This is a genomic window from Agrobacterium larrymoorei, assembly GCF_005145045.1.
GTDB lineage: Bacteria > Pseudomonadota > Alphaproteobacteria > Rhizobiales > Rhizobiaceae > Agrobacterium > Agrobacterium larrymoorei.
The window spans coordinates 947,501-962,379 of record NZ_CP039692.1 but is presented as its reverse complement, the minus strand read 5'-3'; the positions used below and the strand labels follow the sequence as shown (position 1 = coordinate 962,379).

Genomic DNA, 14,879 nt, shown 5'->3' with positions numbered 1-14,879 from the left:
TTGAAATGTCCAGCAACTCGGGTTCTCGCCGGGCGTTCGGCAGGGGATTGTTCGGTGTGAGCATCCCTGTGCATCTCGCCGTTTCCCGCTAGGAGACTATATTGCATCGGCTCGCGTGGCATAATACGGATCGAAATGAGGGTGAACTGCACGACTCGCTCGTGCTGGCCCTGCTTGATTCCGGCGAGACTGTCATGCTGCAGGATCGCGACCGGGAATATATCTTCATCGCCAATCTGCCGGATGTCTGGGCTCTGCCGCAGCACTCGGAAGAGGATCCGAACGATCAGAATATTTTCGGCAAGGATCTGGCGCTCAGGCTTTCTGAACTGAAGAAGGACCTGACGGCGGCGGGCAGCCGTGGCATGCTGGAGGTAACGGCGGGCAAGGACCGGGTCTTCCAGTTCCACGTCTATTCCACCGTCAACATGTCTGGCCAACGGGTGCTGAAAACCACGATCCGCGAGGTAACGGTCGAGCGGCGGCGCGAGCAGTTGCTTCGCTCGCTCCTGCGCGAAGTGAGCCACCGCTCCAAGAACCTGCTGGCCATCATTCAGAGTCTTTCTGCCCAGACCGCTCGCTTCAGCTTCACCAAAGAGGATTTCCTGCGGAAGTTTCGCGGCAGGCTGCACGCGCTTGCGCAATCTCAGGATCTCATCACCGATTCAGACTGGCGCGGGGCGGAAATCTTCGATCTGCTCAAGCAGCAGGCCGATCTTTATTTGCCGGAATACCCTCATCTCATTCAGATGAAGGGCGAAAACCTTCTGCTCAATCCAAACGGCGCACTTTATGTCGGTCTGGCGTTTCATGAGCTTGTGGTCAACACGGTCAGCCATAGCGCCAATCTCGGCAACCATCTGCCAATCACGCTCGAATGTCAGAAAGACAGCGACTTTTATGAAGTGCGCTGGAGTGAGCCTCTGGGGCGTGACGTCGCGTCGTCTTCCTCGGACGATGACCGCCGTGGAAATTTCGGCAGCGTTGTTCTGGAAAAGGTCGTGCCCGCGGCCCTTGGCGGCGAAGCAAACTACAAGGTTTCAGGCGATGAGGTGAGTTACTTCCTGCGTTTCCCCGCGCCGGTGGCTGCTTAGAGAGCTTCCATTTAACAGGGAACGCTCTGAATTCGTCCTAAACACTTGCCAGAAATAGAAAAAGCACGGCTCTGGGCAGAGCCGTGCTATTCATGGCAGGTTTTCAGGGGCAAAACCTGCATCGCCAAGCCGCAGGCGGGGACGGGGGAATGGCTTGGCATGGTGGAAGAACGCACGTCCTGACACTCGGTTCCACACTTCGTTGCAGTTTTTTATTGCGTGGGATTGACAGCGTGTCTCTTGAGGAAATGCCGCAGCGGCGCAGACATGCTCCACATAAAGCCTGTCTGCGCATAATCGATTGAAATATTTGCAGAAAAGGCGCTTTCGGCGTGGCGTTTTATGATGGTCGATCCGAACCCGCGACGCGTGGGCGCAGTCGTTACCGGACCGCCGCTTTCCACCCATTCCATATTCAACAACTCGTGATCGCCGGATTTTTTACTGCTCCAGCGAATATGGACACGGCCTGCCGGATCCGACAATGCTCCATATTTTATGGAGTTCGTGCTGAGTTCGTGCAGGATCAGTCCGAAATTCTGTGCCGCATCCGGTGAGAGTATGAAATCTTCGCCCTCTATATCCACTTGCTCGGCCGTCCGACCGAAAACGTCCATATGCGTTCTGATCAGCCTGTGGATCGGCAGGCCTTCCCACTGAACGTCCGAAAGGGCGGAGATGGACATGGCAAGGCCGCGCAGCCTGTGGTCCACTTCCTTCTGGAAATCGGCGACGGTCGTGTTCTCCCTCGCAAGCTGGCGCATCATTGCCTGCACGAGGGTCAGCATATTCTTGGAGCGATGCACCAGTTCATGCAGGATGAGTTGGTTGCGATCTTCCGCCTGGCTCCGATCGAAGGACGCATTGGAGAGGGCTATGGCCACCTGATTGAGCTCGGTGACGTTGGTCTGGATCGGTGAAACGATTTCGCCTTCGCCGATGCGTTCCGCCACACCCGCCAGTTCATGGACGGAACGGCGCAGCTGGCGCCCGACGACATAGGCACCCAGCACCGCGACAAGCACGAGGATGAAGCTGCCGATGATCATGTGCCGCCATGTGCTGGTGAGGGCGGATTCACTTCGGTCTACGGGCCCCCAAACCACTGCCTTCCATGACCAGCCCGGAAGCTGGGCATAGGCATGGATTTCATTATGTTCATCGATGAAGCTTCCGCTAAAGGACGACATGCGGGCGGTTGTCTCAGGCGACTCATAGATATCGCCCGGTTTTGTGCGCTCCAGATCGCTGGAAACGACGACGTGACCGCTGTTGTCCAGAACCGCCGCCGACCATCCATTGGGAATGGCGTCAGTCGATATCAGGCGCGAGAGTTCCTTTGCGCCCTGAGTGACGATCAACGCGTCCCCCGCAGCAGAAAGCTGGCGCGGTAACGGAAGTGTGACGTTGAACACCCACTCCTTGCTGGTGACGCCGAAGAAGATATTCGAAACCGCAATGCGGTTCGCCTCGGTCGCTGCGCCTATGTCAGCCTGCGCTGGAACGGATGCCAGTGGCTGGCCATAAGGAACGCGGCTGTTCAGCCTCTGTCTTCCGTCTTTCGTCGCGACGATGACGTATAGACCGCGTTTCTGAAGGCTCTCGCTGACGCGCTTGTGAAACACTTCCAGATCGCCATTTTCCAACTCCGGGAACTGCGACAGAAGGTTGAGCGTCGTGGACATTTCCTGAAGGCGGCGTTCTATATTGAGGCTAATTGCGCGTGCGTCTTCAACGGCTTCACGCTTCAGGTCCTCCCGCTCATCCGCCTCCAGCCGAAGCATCAGATAGCCTGCGAATATAATTAGCGGCAGCGTGACGACCGTTGTCATGATGACGAGATATGCGCCCAGGGAGGCGGTAGGAAAAAAGTTGGCCAGAGATTTTCGAAACTTGGAAATCGTCGCGTCCCGCATAGATCTGCCAGTGTCAGCATGGGCTGAAATTCAGGTATGATAATACGCGTCTCTTGCCCGCGCACAATGCCGTTTGCGCTCATCTTTTAGCAATATGCGAGAGATCTATCGGAATTTTTTCGTATTTCACCACTTGTTGAAATGCGACAAAAATGTCGGAACTAATTTCCAGCTCGTGCCGTTTGCCCATCGAACAGGCTGAAGGGAGGAACCGATGAACGGTCTCCAGCCAGTTTAATAATGACGATGAAAGGAAGGTACGACATGAAAAAGACATTGACCCTTATCGCGACGGCCGCCCTCATGGGTTCAACAGCGTTCGCACCGCTAGCCATCGCCCAGGACACCACAACGCAGCCCGCTCCGGCGGCTCCGGGTCAGACGGCACCAGCAACGCCGAATGCCGAACCAATGACCCCCGCTGCGCCAAACACATCTGCTGACGCAGGTGCTGCTTCCGGTTCCTACCTGACGGAACAGGCTGCAAACCAGATCAGCGCAAACGACTACATTGGTAGTGCAGTTTACACATCTGCGAATGAAAGCATTGGTAACGTGACCAACCTAATCCTTGAAGAAAATGGCGGCATCGTCGCTGCTGTTGTCGGAGTCGGCGGCTTCCTCGGCATGGGTGCCAAGGACGTGGCTGTCCCAATGGACAAGATCACGATGACCCGCAGCACGGACGATGGCTCGATTCGCCTGACGACGACGGAGACCGCCGATTCGCTCAAGGCAGCGCCCGAGTTCGTGACCATGAAGGAAAAGACGGCGGCCAACCCTGCCCCGACAGCAACGGATGGCACGACGACTTCTGCCACCAAGCCCTGATCCTGTTACGGGAGAGGAGCCCGAGAGGCTGGCATGATGCCAGTTTCTCAGAAACACCGGTCCTTTCGGACCGGTGTTTTTTTATATCTTCGTCAGTTTAGATTTCTGCGTTGAGCGAAGAATGCCAGCGCCACGCAGAACGGATAATGTCTTCCAGCGTGTATTTCGGTTCCCAGCCCAGAACTTCGCGGGCCTTGTCATTATTCGCAACCAGTGTCGTGGAATCGCCTTCGCGACGCTCCGCATATTCAACGGGGAAGGGGCGACCCGATACATCGGAAATGGTGTTTAGAAGTTCCTTGACGGTCGTGCCCGTGCCGGTGCCGAGGTTGAGTTCGACCGTTTCGCCGCCATCCAGCAGGTAATCGACGGCGCGGACATGCGCATCCGCGAGATCGAGGATGTGGATGTAGTCGCGCACGCAAGTACCGTCGCGCGTGTCGTAATCGGTGCCGAAAACCTTGAAGCCCTGGCGTCGCCCGAGCGCTGCTTCGATTGCAAGCGGAATGGCATGCGTTTCCGGCTTGTGCCACTCGCCGATGCGGCCTTCGAAATCCGCTCCGGCTGCGTTGAAATAGCGCAGCATAACGGCCTTCAAATCCTTATAGGTGCTGAAATCCTTCAACGCCTGTTCGACAATCCATTTCGTGCGGCCATAGGGGTTGATCGGCGCCTGTGGATGGGTCTCGTCCAGCGGCACGCGCTCTGGGAGGCCATAGGTTGCACAGGTGGAGGAGAAGACGAAGGCCTTCACACCCGCATCCATCGTTGCCGACAGCAGGGTGAGCGCGCCCGTGACGTTATTATCGTAAAAAGCAACCGGGTTCTTGACCGATTCCCCGACCTCGATCAGCGCTGCAAAATGCAGGACTGCTTCTGGCTTGTGCTTTGCAAAGACCTCATCCAGACGTGCGCGGTCGCGAATATCGCCCTGCTCGAATGGCCCCCAGCGAACGAATTCCTCGTGACCATTGGTCAGATTGTCGAAAACGACAGGTTCATATCCCCGTTCGGCGAGCAACAGGCATGTGTGAGAACCGATATATCCGGCACCACCAACGACAAGAACTTTCTTCCGCATCCAACATCCTCTCATGAAACAGACGGGTCGGAAGACTGCGTAACATTTTGTCCGCAGAAGGGCAGTGGGAATTTGTGGAGGGGTTAATTCTTTTCAATAAAAACGCGCACTCCCAGCGGTGCCGGAAGTGCGCGGGACGTTTTGTTATTTCTTTCTGATGGTCGTCCGGGTGGTGATGAAGCCGAGCGCAGCCGCAACGAGAAGTGTCACGAAAGGGCGTTTGGCCAACGCACCGGCAGCCATTGCCTCAACAGCAAGCGGTGCTGCTGCAAGAGGCGAAACAGCCGGAGCGCGATAGACCCGTGGCCTGCGAACCAGTGCCAGAATGATCAGCATGATCACGCCCAGCAGGAATGCAACACCTGCAATCACCAGAGCCGCAGGCCCGGCACCCAGTTCCTTGGCAAGGTAGATAGACCCACCAATACCAGCCGCAATGACCGCTATCAAAAAGAACAAGCCCGCCAGCACTCTGAGAATGATCGCGGACTTGATGCGACGCGTTACGAAAGTACCTTCGCGCTGCGTATCGCCCAGATAAAGCAGAAATGCCTGGAGCATGTTTATGCCTTAACGACGGGTGACGAGAGCGATGAGGAAACCTGCTGCAACTGCAACACCGAGGGACTGAAGCGGGTTTTTCTGGACCTGATAAACGAGGTTGTCGTTGATGGTCTGGATTTCGTCACGGACGTTCTGAACCGTCTGTTCGGACGCGCTGAGCGCATCGTCAGCCACGCGAGCGGCCTGTGCCTTTACCTCGGAAGAAACACCGACGCCAAGTGCCTTTACGCTATGCGCCAGATTTGCGAGGTCTTCGCGCAGCTGCGAAAGCTGGGCTGCAACATCGGCAGCATCGCCGCTCTGGAGAGATTCACGTACCTTGTCTTCCACGTTACGAACGCTTGCCATGTCGGATCCTTTTTTTGCTGATGCGAGATTGCGCCTGACCAACAAACGCTGCCCAACTCGATTGGTTCCCGGCCGATTAACGAAGAAAGGCCAGAATCTTTGCAATTGCATGCTGCGGGTTTGTTTTCCTGTCACAAGCATCATATAAGGCCGGGAAAATGATCCCCATGATCTCCATCAATCGAACGACGTAATTGGCCGATGCTGCAGACACCTTACTATTTGATCGACAAAACGAAGCTACTCCGCAACATGGAGAAGATTGCCTATGTGCGCGAAAAATCCGGCGCCAAGGCCCTTCTGGCGCTGAAGTGTTTCGCCACATGGTCGGTGTTCGATTTCATGGCGCAGTACATGGATGGCACCACCTCTTCTTCTCTCTATGAAGTGCGGCTCGGCCATGAGAAGTTCGGCGGCGAAACACATGCCTATTCCGTTGCCTATGCCGATTACGAGATCGATGAAGTCGTCTCCCATGCGGACAAGATCATCTTCAACTCGATCAGCCAGCTGGAGCGCTTTGGCGACAAGGCTTCCGGCATCGTGCGCGGCCTTCGCCTGAACCCGCAGGTCAGTTCCTCCACATTCGATCTGGCCGACCCGGCGCGTCCATTCAGCCGTCTCGGCGAATGGGATGTCGCCAAGGTGGAAAAGGTCATGGACCTTATCTCCGGCTTCATGATCCACAACAATTGCGAAAACAGCGATTTCGGCCTGTTCGACCGCATGCTGACGCAGATCGAAGAGAAGTTCGGTTCGCTTCTGTCACGCGCAGAATGGGTGAGCCTCGGCGGCGGCATCCACTTCACCGGCGAAAACTATCCGCTGGACCAGTTCTGCGATCGGCTCAGGGCGTTTTCGGACAAATACAGCGTACAGGTCTATCTGGAGCCGGGCGAAGCTTCGATCACCAAGAGCACGACACTGGAAGTGACGGTTCTCGACACGCTGTTCAACGGCAAGAACCTCGCCATTGTCGATAGCTCCATCGAAGCCCATATGCTGGATCTGTTGATCTACCGCGAAAGCGCCAAGGTTGCTCCCAATGAAGGTGAGCATCCGTACATGGTCTGCGGCAAGTCCTGTCTCGCGGGCGATGTTTTCGGCGAGTTCAAATTCGGCGACGAGCTGAAGATCGGCGACCGCATCTCCTTCCAGGATGCAGCCGGTTATACGATGGTCAAGAAAAACTGGTTCAACGGCGTCAAGATGCCGGCCATCGCCATCAAGGAATTGGACGGGAGCATTCGCACCGTTCGCGAGTTCGACTTTACTGACTACCAGCAAAGTCTGTCGTAACAGCGCGTTCCAAAGGAACGCTTGTAAAACCCTCATTCAACAAGCCATCCCTGCGGGGAAAAGGAGGCATCACCTGAAATGAAGAAGAACGTTCTCATCATCGGCGCCGGTGGCGTAGCACAGGTCGTAGCCCATAAGTGCGCCCAGAATAGCGATGTATTGGGAGACATTCATATTGCGTCACGCACCGTTGAAAAGTGCCGCACGATTGTCGAATCCGTACGTGAAAAGAAGAGCCTCAAGACCGAGGTGAAACTTGAAGCCCATGCGCTGGACGCGATGGATATCGAGGCGACGAAAGCCTTGATTGAAAAGACCGGCGTCCAGATCGTCATCAACGTCGGTTCTGCCTTCGTCAATATGTCCGTTCTTCAGGCCTGCATGGACACGGGTGTTGCCTATATGGATACGGCGATCCACGAGGATCCCACGAAAATCTGCGAAACGCCGCCTTGGTACGGAAACTACGAGTGGAAGCGCGCCGCGGAATGCAAGGAAAAGGGCGTCACCGCCATTCTCGGAGTCGGCTTCGACCCAGGCGTGGTAAACGCCTATGCACGTCTTGCCAAGGATGAGTATTTCGACAAGGTCAGCTCGGTCGATATCGTCGATATCAATGCCGGTAGCCATGGCCGCTGGTTCTCCACCAACTTCGACCCGGAAATCAACTTCCGCGAATTTACCGGCGTCGTCTATTCCTGGCAGAAAGGCCAGTGGCAGACGAACCAGATGTTCGAAGTCGGTCAGGAATTCGATCTGCCGGTCGTCGGCAAGCAGAAGGCCTATATGACCGGCCACGACGAAGTGCACTCGCTGTCGAAGAACATGGACGGTGCGGATGTGCGTTTCTGGATGGGCTTCGGTGATCACTACATCAATGTTTTCACCGTGCTGAACAATCTTGGTCTGCTCTCCGAAAAGCCTGTCACGACGGCAGAAGGTCTGGAAGTCGTTCCGCTGAAGGTGGTCAAGGCCGTGCTGCCCGATCCGTCTTCGCTGGCGCCCGATTATGTCGGCAAGACCTGCATTGGCGATATCGTCAAGGGCACGAAGGACGGCAAGGAAAAGGAAGTCTTCATCTACAACGTGGCTGACCACAAGGAAGCCTATGAAGAAGTCGGCTCTCAGGGCATTTCCTACACTGCCGGTGTTCCGCCCGTCGCCGCCGCCATGCTCATTGCCACCGGTGAGTGGGACGTGAAGCAGATGGCGAATGTGGAAGAGCTTCCGCCGCAGCCATTCCTCAACATCCTGAACAGAATCGGCCTTCCAAGCCGCATCAAGGATGAGAATGGCGACCGTGCGCTGACCTTCTGATCAGCCATTCGAGACACATTGAAGCCCCGCATGCCGGGGCTTTTTTGTTTGTGTCGTTCGATGCTTTATCCGGTTACTTGGCCCCTGCGACCTTGCGTGCCCGCGTCTTCGGCTTTGCCGCTTCTTCTCCAAGGGTGGCCACTTTGACTTCGCCCTTTTTGCGGTGTGCGGGTTTGGTAGCCTTGGTATTTTCCATCAACGCGAATTCTTTTTTCGCCTGTTCCCAGTGTTCGGCGTCGCGCCCGTGCGGATGCCCTTCGCTTTCCCAAAGTGTATAAGCCCGCTTACTGATCCACTCGTATTCTGAAACCTGCATGTCTATCTCCTGTAGTGACGTCGATGCCCGTCAGGGCGTTCTGCGTGGTCCGGCGGCAGCGCTGGACAGGAATGAGCGGCGGTCTTTTTTCTTGTATTAGATGCCACGATTCGAGGGACGGTCAAGTGAATTTGCTGCATTGCAATAACGCTATGGTTGTTGTTTGTTTACCTTATTCAACGAGGCGGGTCATGATCTGCGTCAATTCCTTTCGATAAACGTTGCGTGATGCCGCCGCGATCTCCAAACTGCGCAGACACGATTTGGGAGGAGCCTCATGCAAAATAATTTTGCCGATACGGATGTCGTCACCGAGAGGCGCGGCGCGGCAGGCATCATCAGGCTCAACAGACCGAAAGCCATCAACAGCCTGACGCTTGCCATGGTGCACGAGATGAGAGCGGCGCTGGAGCGTTTCGAACGGGATTCAGCCGTAAAATGCGTGATACTTCTGGGGGAAGGCGAACGCGGTCTCTGCGCCGGGGGCGATGTACGCCAGATTTATAGCGCCCGCGCTGCATCGGAGGAGGAGCGCACCCGGTTCTGGCGCGATGAATTTCCGCTCAATTACCTGATCTCGCACTATTCCAAGCCGTTCGTCGCGCTGATGGACGGTATCGTCATGGGTGGCGGCGTCGGCATCTCCGCCCATGGAAGCCATCGCATCGTCACGGAGCGGACGCGGCTCGCCATGCCCGAAACCGCCATCGGGTATTTTCCCGATGTCGGCGCGACCTGGCTTTTGCCCAAGGCCCCCGGAGAGGCCGGAACGTGGTTGGGTTTGACCGGAAAGGAAATCGGTGCAGCCGATGCCCTCTATGCGGGGCTTGCAGATTACCACGTCCCATCACAAGAACTTTCGAAACTGATCGATGGCCTCTCAGAGGTTTCAAATGAAGATAATGTCGATCAGGTGATCAGGCATTTCGCGACCGCGCCGGACGAGAGTGTGCTGCAGCGCAATCAAGCGCTCATCAATGAGGCTTTCCGCTTCGATCAAGTGGAAGACATCATCGCCGAACTGGAAAAACGCGATGACGATTTCGCCCGCGAAAGCCTCGCCCTTCTGAACATGCGATCCCCCACCAGCCTGAAGCTGACGCTTCTTCTGTTGCGCAAGGGGCGCGATAGCTCCGGCCTGGTGGAGTGTCTGGAGCGTGAGTTTGCGGCGGGATGCGAGATATTGCGGCGCCACGATTTTTACGAGGGAGTAAGGGCGGCGCTTGTGGACAAGGACCGCAATCCTCAGTGGAAGCCGTCTTCGCTGGCCGATGTGACTGAGAGCGATATTGCGTCTTACCTTAAGCCAAGCGCTGCGCCCCTTTTTCCGGATCATCGGCTTTGATTCTGGCACGCAGAAAATAACTGCGAGAAGCGGGCATTTGGGAGTTTAACTTTCCCCGAACCGGCTTGCGTGAGGAGCAGGGTTTCTCGCGCGCATATCCTTCCTTGTCTATCTTCCCTCTCAATTGGAGTTGCAGGGGGCAATATGAAACGGATCGCACTTATCGGCGCTGCAATCGCGGCACTGATTTCAACAGCCAGCCATGCAGAGGAGCCAAAGACGCTTCTCAACGCATCCTATGATGTCGCACGCGAAATCTTCGCAGCGGAAAACGAAGCCTTCATCAAGGCTCATCCCGGCGTCACCATCGATCAGTCGCATGCGGGCACATCCAAGCAGGCGCGAGCCATCGTTGAAGGTCTGGCTGCCGACGTGGTGACGTTCAATCAGGTCACGGACATCGATTTCCTCGTGAAGCAGGGCTTCGTTTCCGCCGATTGGCAGAAGGATTTCCCCAACGACGCTTCGCCCTTCTACTCCTTCCCGTCTTTCCTCGTTCGCAAGGGCAACCCCAAGAACATCAAGGATTGGGACGATCTCGTTCGTGACGATGTGAAGATCGTGTTCCCGAACCCGAAAACCTCCGGCAATGCCCGCTACACCTATCTCGCGGCAGCCGCTTTCGCCAAGGAGAAGTTCAACGGTGATGAGGCAAAGGTGGATGAGTTCATCAAGAAAATCTTCGCAAACGTTCCTGTTTTCGATACCGGAGGCCGCGCTGCGACCACGACATTCGTTGAGCGTGAAATCGGCGATGTGCTGATCACGTTCGAAGCAGAAACGCGCGGCATCGCCAAGCAATATGGTACGGACAAGTTCGAGGGCGTGGTCCCTTCCGTCAGCCTTTTGTCCGAATTCCCGGTCGCCATTGTCGACAAGGTTGTGGACAAGCGCGGTTCGCGTGAACTGGCAAAATCATATCTCGGCTTCCTTTACACGGAAGAAGGTCAGCGAATCGCTGCGGAATTCGGCCACCGCGTTCACGATCAGAAAATTGCCGCTGAGTTCAAGGGTCAATTCCCGGAAATTCGCCTCGTCAACGTCAATGATGTTTTCGGCGGCTGGGACAAGATTCAAAAAGAGCATTTCGCATCCGGCGGCAAGCTTGATACGCTTTACGGCAACCGCTAATCGCTTCATCTGAAGAGCCATTTCATCGACCCGGAGGGTTTCCGCCGGGTCGATTTTCGGTCTTGAGCGCGCGACCAAATTGGTAGCGGTGCTTCCATTTTTTCTGGCGCATGCCGAGGTCGCAAGTCAGCGACGCGGCATGCGCGCAATGCTTCAAGGGGGCGGGTTTGAAACGAAATGTCTTGCCTGGGCTCAGGCTTTCGCTTGGTGTCACCCTGCTTTACGTCGGCATCATCGTCGTTCTGCCGCTTGCAGCACTGGTCTTCAAAGCGGCAAGCCTCGGCCCTGCGGAATACTGGTCGATCATTTCCTCTCCGCGCGCCGTTGCCAGCTACCGCGTAACCGTTCTCTGCGCTTTAGCCGCGACGGTTTTCAATGTCGTTTTCGGTCTGGCACTTGCCTGGGTTTTGACGCGCTACCGGTTTCCTGGCTGGCGCGTCGTCGATGCAATCGTTGACCTGCCGTTTGCGCTGCCCACTGCCGTTGCCGGTATCGCGCTGACGGCTCTCTTTGCTGGAAATGGCTGGTTCGGATCGGTGCTGGCGCAGTTCGGCATCAAGGTCGCTTATACGCCGCTGGGCATTATGGTCGCGATGGCCTTTACCAGCCTGCCTTTCATCGTTCGCACGGTCCAGCCTGTGCTCGAGGATCTCGATCCCGCTTTGGAAGAGGCGGCGCAATCTCTGGGCGGGTCCGATCTGGAAATCTTCCGCAAGGTTATTCTCCCACTCCTGACGCCTGCACTTCTTGCGGGCCTGTCGCTCTCCTTCGCCCGTAGTCTGGGAGAATTCGGCGCGATCATTTTCATCGCCGGAAACCAGCCCTTTTCAACTGAGATTACCGCGCTGCTGATCTTCATCCGTCTGGAGGAATATGATTATCAGGCCGCAGCCGCCATCGCCTCCGTGCTGCTGATCACCGCCTTCGTCATGCTTGCGGTCACCAATTATCTTCAGGCTCGTGCCTTGCGTTATACGGTAAGGAGCTGACGAATGAGCGCAGTTTCAGCACATCGCAAACCGCCGCGCGTGGGTGATACGCCGTGGGTTCGTCGCAGCCTGATCGCCTTCGTTCTCGTCATCGGGGCGTTTCTGGTCGTCGCACCCCTTTTGATCATTGCGGTCGAAGCCTTCTCGCAGGGCTGGAAGACTTACGCAGCAACGATCAACCATCCCGATACGCGCCACGCCATCATGCTGACAGTGATCACGGCGCTGATCGCAGTGCCGATCAATACGCTTTTCGGCATTGCTGCGGCGTGGTCGATCACGAAGTTCGACTTCTGGGGCAAACGCTTCCTTCTGGTCATTGTCGAGATACCCTTTTCCATCTCCCCAATCGTTGCGGGTGTCGCCTATCTTTTCGTCTATGGCCTGCAGGGTCTCTTCGGTCCTCTGCTGGATGCCTACGAGATAAAAATACTTTTTGCTCTGCCGGGAATCGTCATTGCGTCCATGTTCGTCACGGCGCCTTTCGTCGCTCGCGAGTTGATCCCCCTTATGCAGGCACAGGGGCGCGATCTCGAAGAAGCCGCCACATCGCTCGGCGCTTCCGGTTGGCGCACATTCTTTTCCGTCACCTTGCCCAACATCAAATGGGCATTGCTTTACGGCGTGGTGCTCTGCAATGCCCGTGTCATGGGTGAATTCGGCGCGGTGTCCATCGTTTCCGGCAATATTCGCGGCCAGACGAACACGTTGCCTTTGCATGTCGAGCTTCTGTATCACGATTATCAAGCCGCCGGGGCGTTCGCTTCCGCCTCGATCCTCGCGGCGCTCGCCGTCATCACCATCATTGCCAAAGTTGCGCTGGAGCGTCGCGGCGCCGGGCGCGGTCGCAGGAAGACCAGTGCCGATACCGTTCTCACCACGGAGACAAGTCCATGAAAATCCGCCTCGAAAACGTGGTGAAAACCTTCGATAGCTTCCGCGCGGTGCGCGATCTTTCGCTGGACATTGAAAGCGGTGAACTTCTCGCCCTTCTGGGACCGTCAGGCTCTGGAAAAACAACCATCCTGCGCATGGTCGCGGGGCTTGAATATACCGACGGCGGCAATATTTATTTTGGCGATGAAGACGCCACCAATATTCCCGTGCGCGATCGCGGGGTCGGCTTCGTCTTCCAGCACTATGCGCTTTTTCCCCATATGACGCTCAAGGAAAACATCGCCTTCGGAATGAAGGTTTCCAAGGTGAAGCGGGGCAGGACTGAAATAGAGACGCGTGTCGCTGATCTGCTGCGGCTAGTGAAGCTAGAAGGATTGGGCGAGCGATTTCCGGCGCAAATTTCAGGTGGCCAGAGACAGCGCGTGGCGCTGGCTCGCGCCCTCTCTGTCGATCCCAAAGTGCTGTTGCTGGACGAACCCTTCGGAGCGCTCGACGCAAATGTTCGGCGTGATCTGCGCCGCTGGCTGCGCGAAATCCATGATGAGTTGGGCATCACCACTATCTTCGTTACTCACGATCAGGAAGAAGCTCTCGATCTTGCAGATCGTGTCGTTATTTTAAACCAGGGCGAGGTCGTGCAGCAGGGCACTCCAAAGGAGGTCTGCCGTCAACCCAATAGCGCGTTCGTCATGAAGTTCCTCGGTGATGCAAACAAGGTTTCCGGCGTGGCGAGAAACGGCAAGGTCTATGTCGGAAATGCCGAGGTACCGTTTGCCTATGGGCAGGCTGACGGATCTGTCGAGATTTATACCCGCCCATCCGATCTGGAATGGGAGGATCTGCATGATGGTATTCCCGCAGAGGTCACGCGCGTTCTTGATCGGGCAGGAGAGCGAAGGGTCATCGCCACGACGAAAGAGGGCGATCTGCTTGAATTCGATGTGCCACCGGAGTCATCCGTAGAGGCAGGCGATCACGGTCACATCGTTATACGCCGCGCAAAGATTTTCCCGGCTTCTTAAAGGAGATGACAGATACGCGAAACGCTTAGCGGCTCGCGACCTGTTCGCCCTTGGCGTCGATGTTCAAGAGAGTATCGATCCGGCGCTTCTCATCCGAGAACCGCGCCAGCGCTTCGCCGGACAGAGACTTTCCGCCCGGCAGACGCACCTTCATTGCGTCAACCTTCGTACCATTCACGATCAATTCGTAATGGAGATGCGCGCCCGTCGAAAGACCGGTAGACCCGACATAGCCGATCACTTGGCCCTGCGTCACACGCGCGCCTTCCGTCACGCCTTTCGCAATGGCGTTCTGGTGGTTGTAAGAAGAGACATAGCCGTTGGCATGGCGAATAAGCGTCTGATTGCCATATCCGGAGGCCCATCCGGCCTTCTCAACAACGCCATTACCTGTCGCGATAATCGGCGTTCCGCGGGGTGCTGCCCAGTCCGTGCCGGTATGCATGCGGCTGAACCGCAGAACGGGGTGACGTCGCATGCCAAAGCCGGACGTCATGCGTCCGTTTGGAACCGGATTGCGCAGCAGGAACTGACGAATGCTCTTACCTTGGCCATCGAAGTAATCGACACTGCCGTCTTCGGAATTCTGGAAGCGATAAAAGCGCGTTTCGCTATCGCCAAATTTCGCATTCACATAAAGCAGCTCGGATTTCTCCGTTGCTTTTCCATCCGGCCCCTCCACGGAGAAGAAGGCTTCAAGAGAATCCGTTGGCTTTAGCTGCGCCTGAA

At 56.3% G+C, this 14,879-nt stretch carries 15 protein-coding genes (1 of these 15 cut by a window edge); 9 read left to right on the top strand and 6 right to left on the bottom strand.

Annotated features, from left to right (window positions below; genetic code table 11):
- Positions 1-101: 101 nt before the first annotated feature.
- Entirely contained in the window at positions 102-1,094 is a 993-nt protein-coding gene (locus CFBP5473_RS18760) for a sensor histidine kinase (RefSeq protein WP_027674792.1), read from the top strand.
- Positions 1,095-1,306: 212 nt separating this feature from the next.
- Here CFBP5473_RS18760 and CFBP5473_RS18755 read toward each other — a convergent pair whose 3' ends face one another.
- On the bottom strand, positions 1,307-3,010 hold the full coding sequence (locus CFBP5473_RS18755) for a sensor histidine kinase (RefSeq protein ID WP_027674793.1): 1,704 nt from the start codon (positions 3,008-3,010) through the stop codon (positions 1,307-1,309).
- A gap of 264 nt (positions 3,011-3,274) precedes the next feature.
- Between CFBP5473_RS18755 and CFBP5473_RS18750 the strand changes: the two genes are divergently transcribed.
- Entirely contained in the window at positions 3,275-3,841 is a 567-nt protein-coding gene (locus CFBP5473_RS18750) for a PRC-barrel domain-containing protein (protein WP_027674794.1), read from the top strand.
- 97 nt (positions 3,842-3,938) lie between these two features.
- On the opposite strand, the gene galE is transcribed toward CFBP5473_RS18750, so the two are convergent.
- From galE to CFBP5473_RS18735, 3 genes are all read right to left on the bottom strand, one after another.
- Positions 3,939-4,922 (bottom strand): UDP-glucose 4-epimerase GalE, encoded by a 984-nt coding sequence (gene galE, locus CFBP5473_RS18745; protein WP_027674795.1) that lies wholly within the window; start codon positions 4,920-4,922, stop codon positions 3,939-3,941.
- Between the two features lie 144 nt (positions 4,923-5,066).
- Positions 5,067-5,483, bottom strand: a complete 417-nt coding sequence (locus CFBP5473_RS18740) for a hypothetical protein (RefSeq protein ID WP_027674796.1) — start codon at positions 5,481-5,483, stop codon at positions 5,067-5,069.
- A 9-nt stretch (positions 5,484-5,492) separates the two neighbouring features.
- Positions 5,493-5,834, bottom strand: a complete 342-nt coding sequence (locus CFBP5473_RS18735) for an ElaB/YgaM/YqjD family protein (protein WP_027674797.1) — start codon at positions 5,832-5,834, stop codon at positions 5,493-5,495.
- 201 nt (positions 5,835-6,035) lie between these two features.
- Here CFBP5473_RS18735 and nspC point away from each other — a divergent pair, with 201 nt between their 5' ends.
- Both nspC and CFBP5473_RS18725 read left to right on the top strand, forming a co-directional pair.
- Entirely contained in the window at positions 6,036-7,133 is a 1,098-nt protein-coding gene (gene nspC / locus CFBP5473_RS18730) for a carboxynorspermidine decarboxylase (protein ID WP_027674798.1), read from the top strand.
- Positions 7,134-7,211: 78 nt separating this feature from the next.
- Positions 7,212-8,450, top strand: a complete 1,239-nt coding sequence (locus tag CFBP5473_RS18725) for a saccharopine dehydrogenase family protein (RefSeq protein ID WP_027674799.1) — start codon at positions 7,212-7,214, stop codon at positions 8,448-8,450.
- 73 nt (positions 8,451-8,523) lie between these two features.
- Here CFBP5473_RS18725 and CFBP5473_RS18720 read toward each other — a convergent pair whose 3' ends face one another.
- A complete protein-coding gene (locus CFBP5473_RS18720; protein WP_027674800.1) occupies positions 8,524-8,766 on the bottom strand; it encodes a DUF2934 domain-containing protein in 243 nt (80 codons plus the stop codon).
- A 277-nt stretch (positions 8,767-9,043) separates the two neighbouring features.
- On the opposite strand from CFBP5473_RS18720, the gene CFBP5473_RS18715 reads away from it, so the two are divergent.
- From CFBP5473_RS18715 to CFBP5473_RS18695, 5 genes are all read left to right on the top strand, one after another.
- Positions 9,044-10,111, top strand: a complete 1,068-nt coding sequence (locus tag CFBP5473_RS18715; RefSeq protein WP_027674801.1) for an enoyl-CoA hydratase/isomerase family protein — start codon at positions 9,044-9,046, stop codon at positions 10,109-10,111.
- Between the two features lie 144 nt (positions 10,112-10,255).
- A complete protein-coding gene (gene cysP / locus CFBP5473_RS18710) occupies positions 10,256-11,242 on the top strand; it encodes a thiosulfate ABC transporter substrate-binding protein CysP (protein ID WP_027674802.1) in 987 nt (328 codons plus the stop codon).
- A 110-nt stretch (positions 11,243-11,352) separates the two neighbouring features.
- The gene (gene cysT, locus CFBP5473_RS18705) at positions 11,353-12,231 is read left to right on the top strand and encodes a sulfate ABC transporter permease subunit CysT (RefSeq protein ID WP_106389361.1); all 879 of its coding nucleotides are present in this window, start codon (positions 11,353-11,355) and stop codon (positions 12,229-12,231) included.
- Positions 12,232-12,234: 3 nt separating this feature from the next.
- On the top strand, positions 12,235-13,128 hold the full coding sequence (cysW, locus tag CFBP5473_RS18700; protein WP_027674804.1) for a sulfate ABC transporter permease subunit CysW: 894 nt from the start codon (positions 12,235-12,237) through the stop codon (positions 13,126-13,128).
- Positions 13,125-14,150: a sulfate/molybdate ABC transporter ATP-binding protein gene (locus tag CFBP5473_RS18695; protein ID WP_027674805.1), complete on the top strand. Its 1,026-nt coding sequence runs from the start codon at positions 13,125-13,127 to the stop codon at positions 14,148-14,150. Before cysW ends, CFBP5473_RS18695 begins: the two co-directional genes overlap by 4 nt.
- Positions 14,151-14,175: 25 nt before the next feature.
- On the opposite strand, the gene CFBP5473_RS18690 is transcribed toward CFBP5473_RS18695, so the two are convergent.
- Positions 14,176-14,879 carry the 3' end of a M23 family metallopeptidase gene (locus tag CFBP5473_RS18690; RefSeq protein ID WP_027674806.1) on the bottom strand. The gene runs 1,237 nt beyond the window's last position, so only the last 704 of its 1,941 coding nucleotides appear in the window; its start codon lies beyond the right edge, outside the window; it ends in the stop codon at positions 14,176-14,178.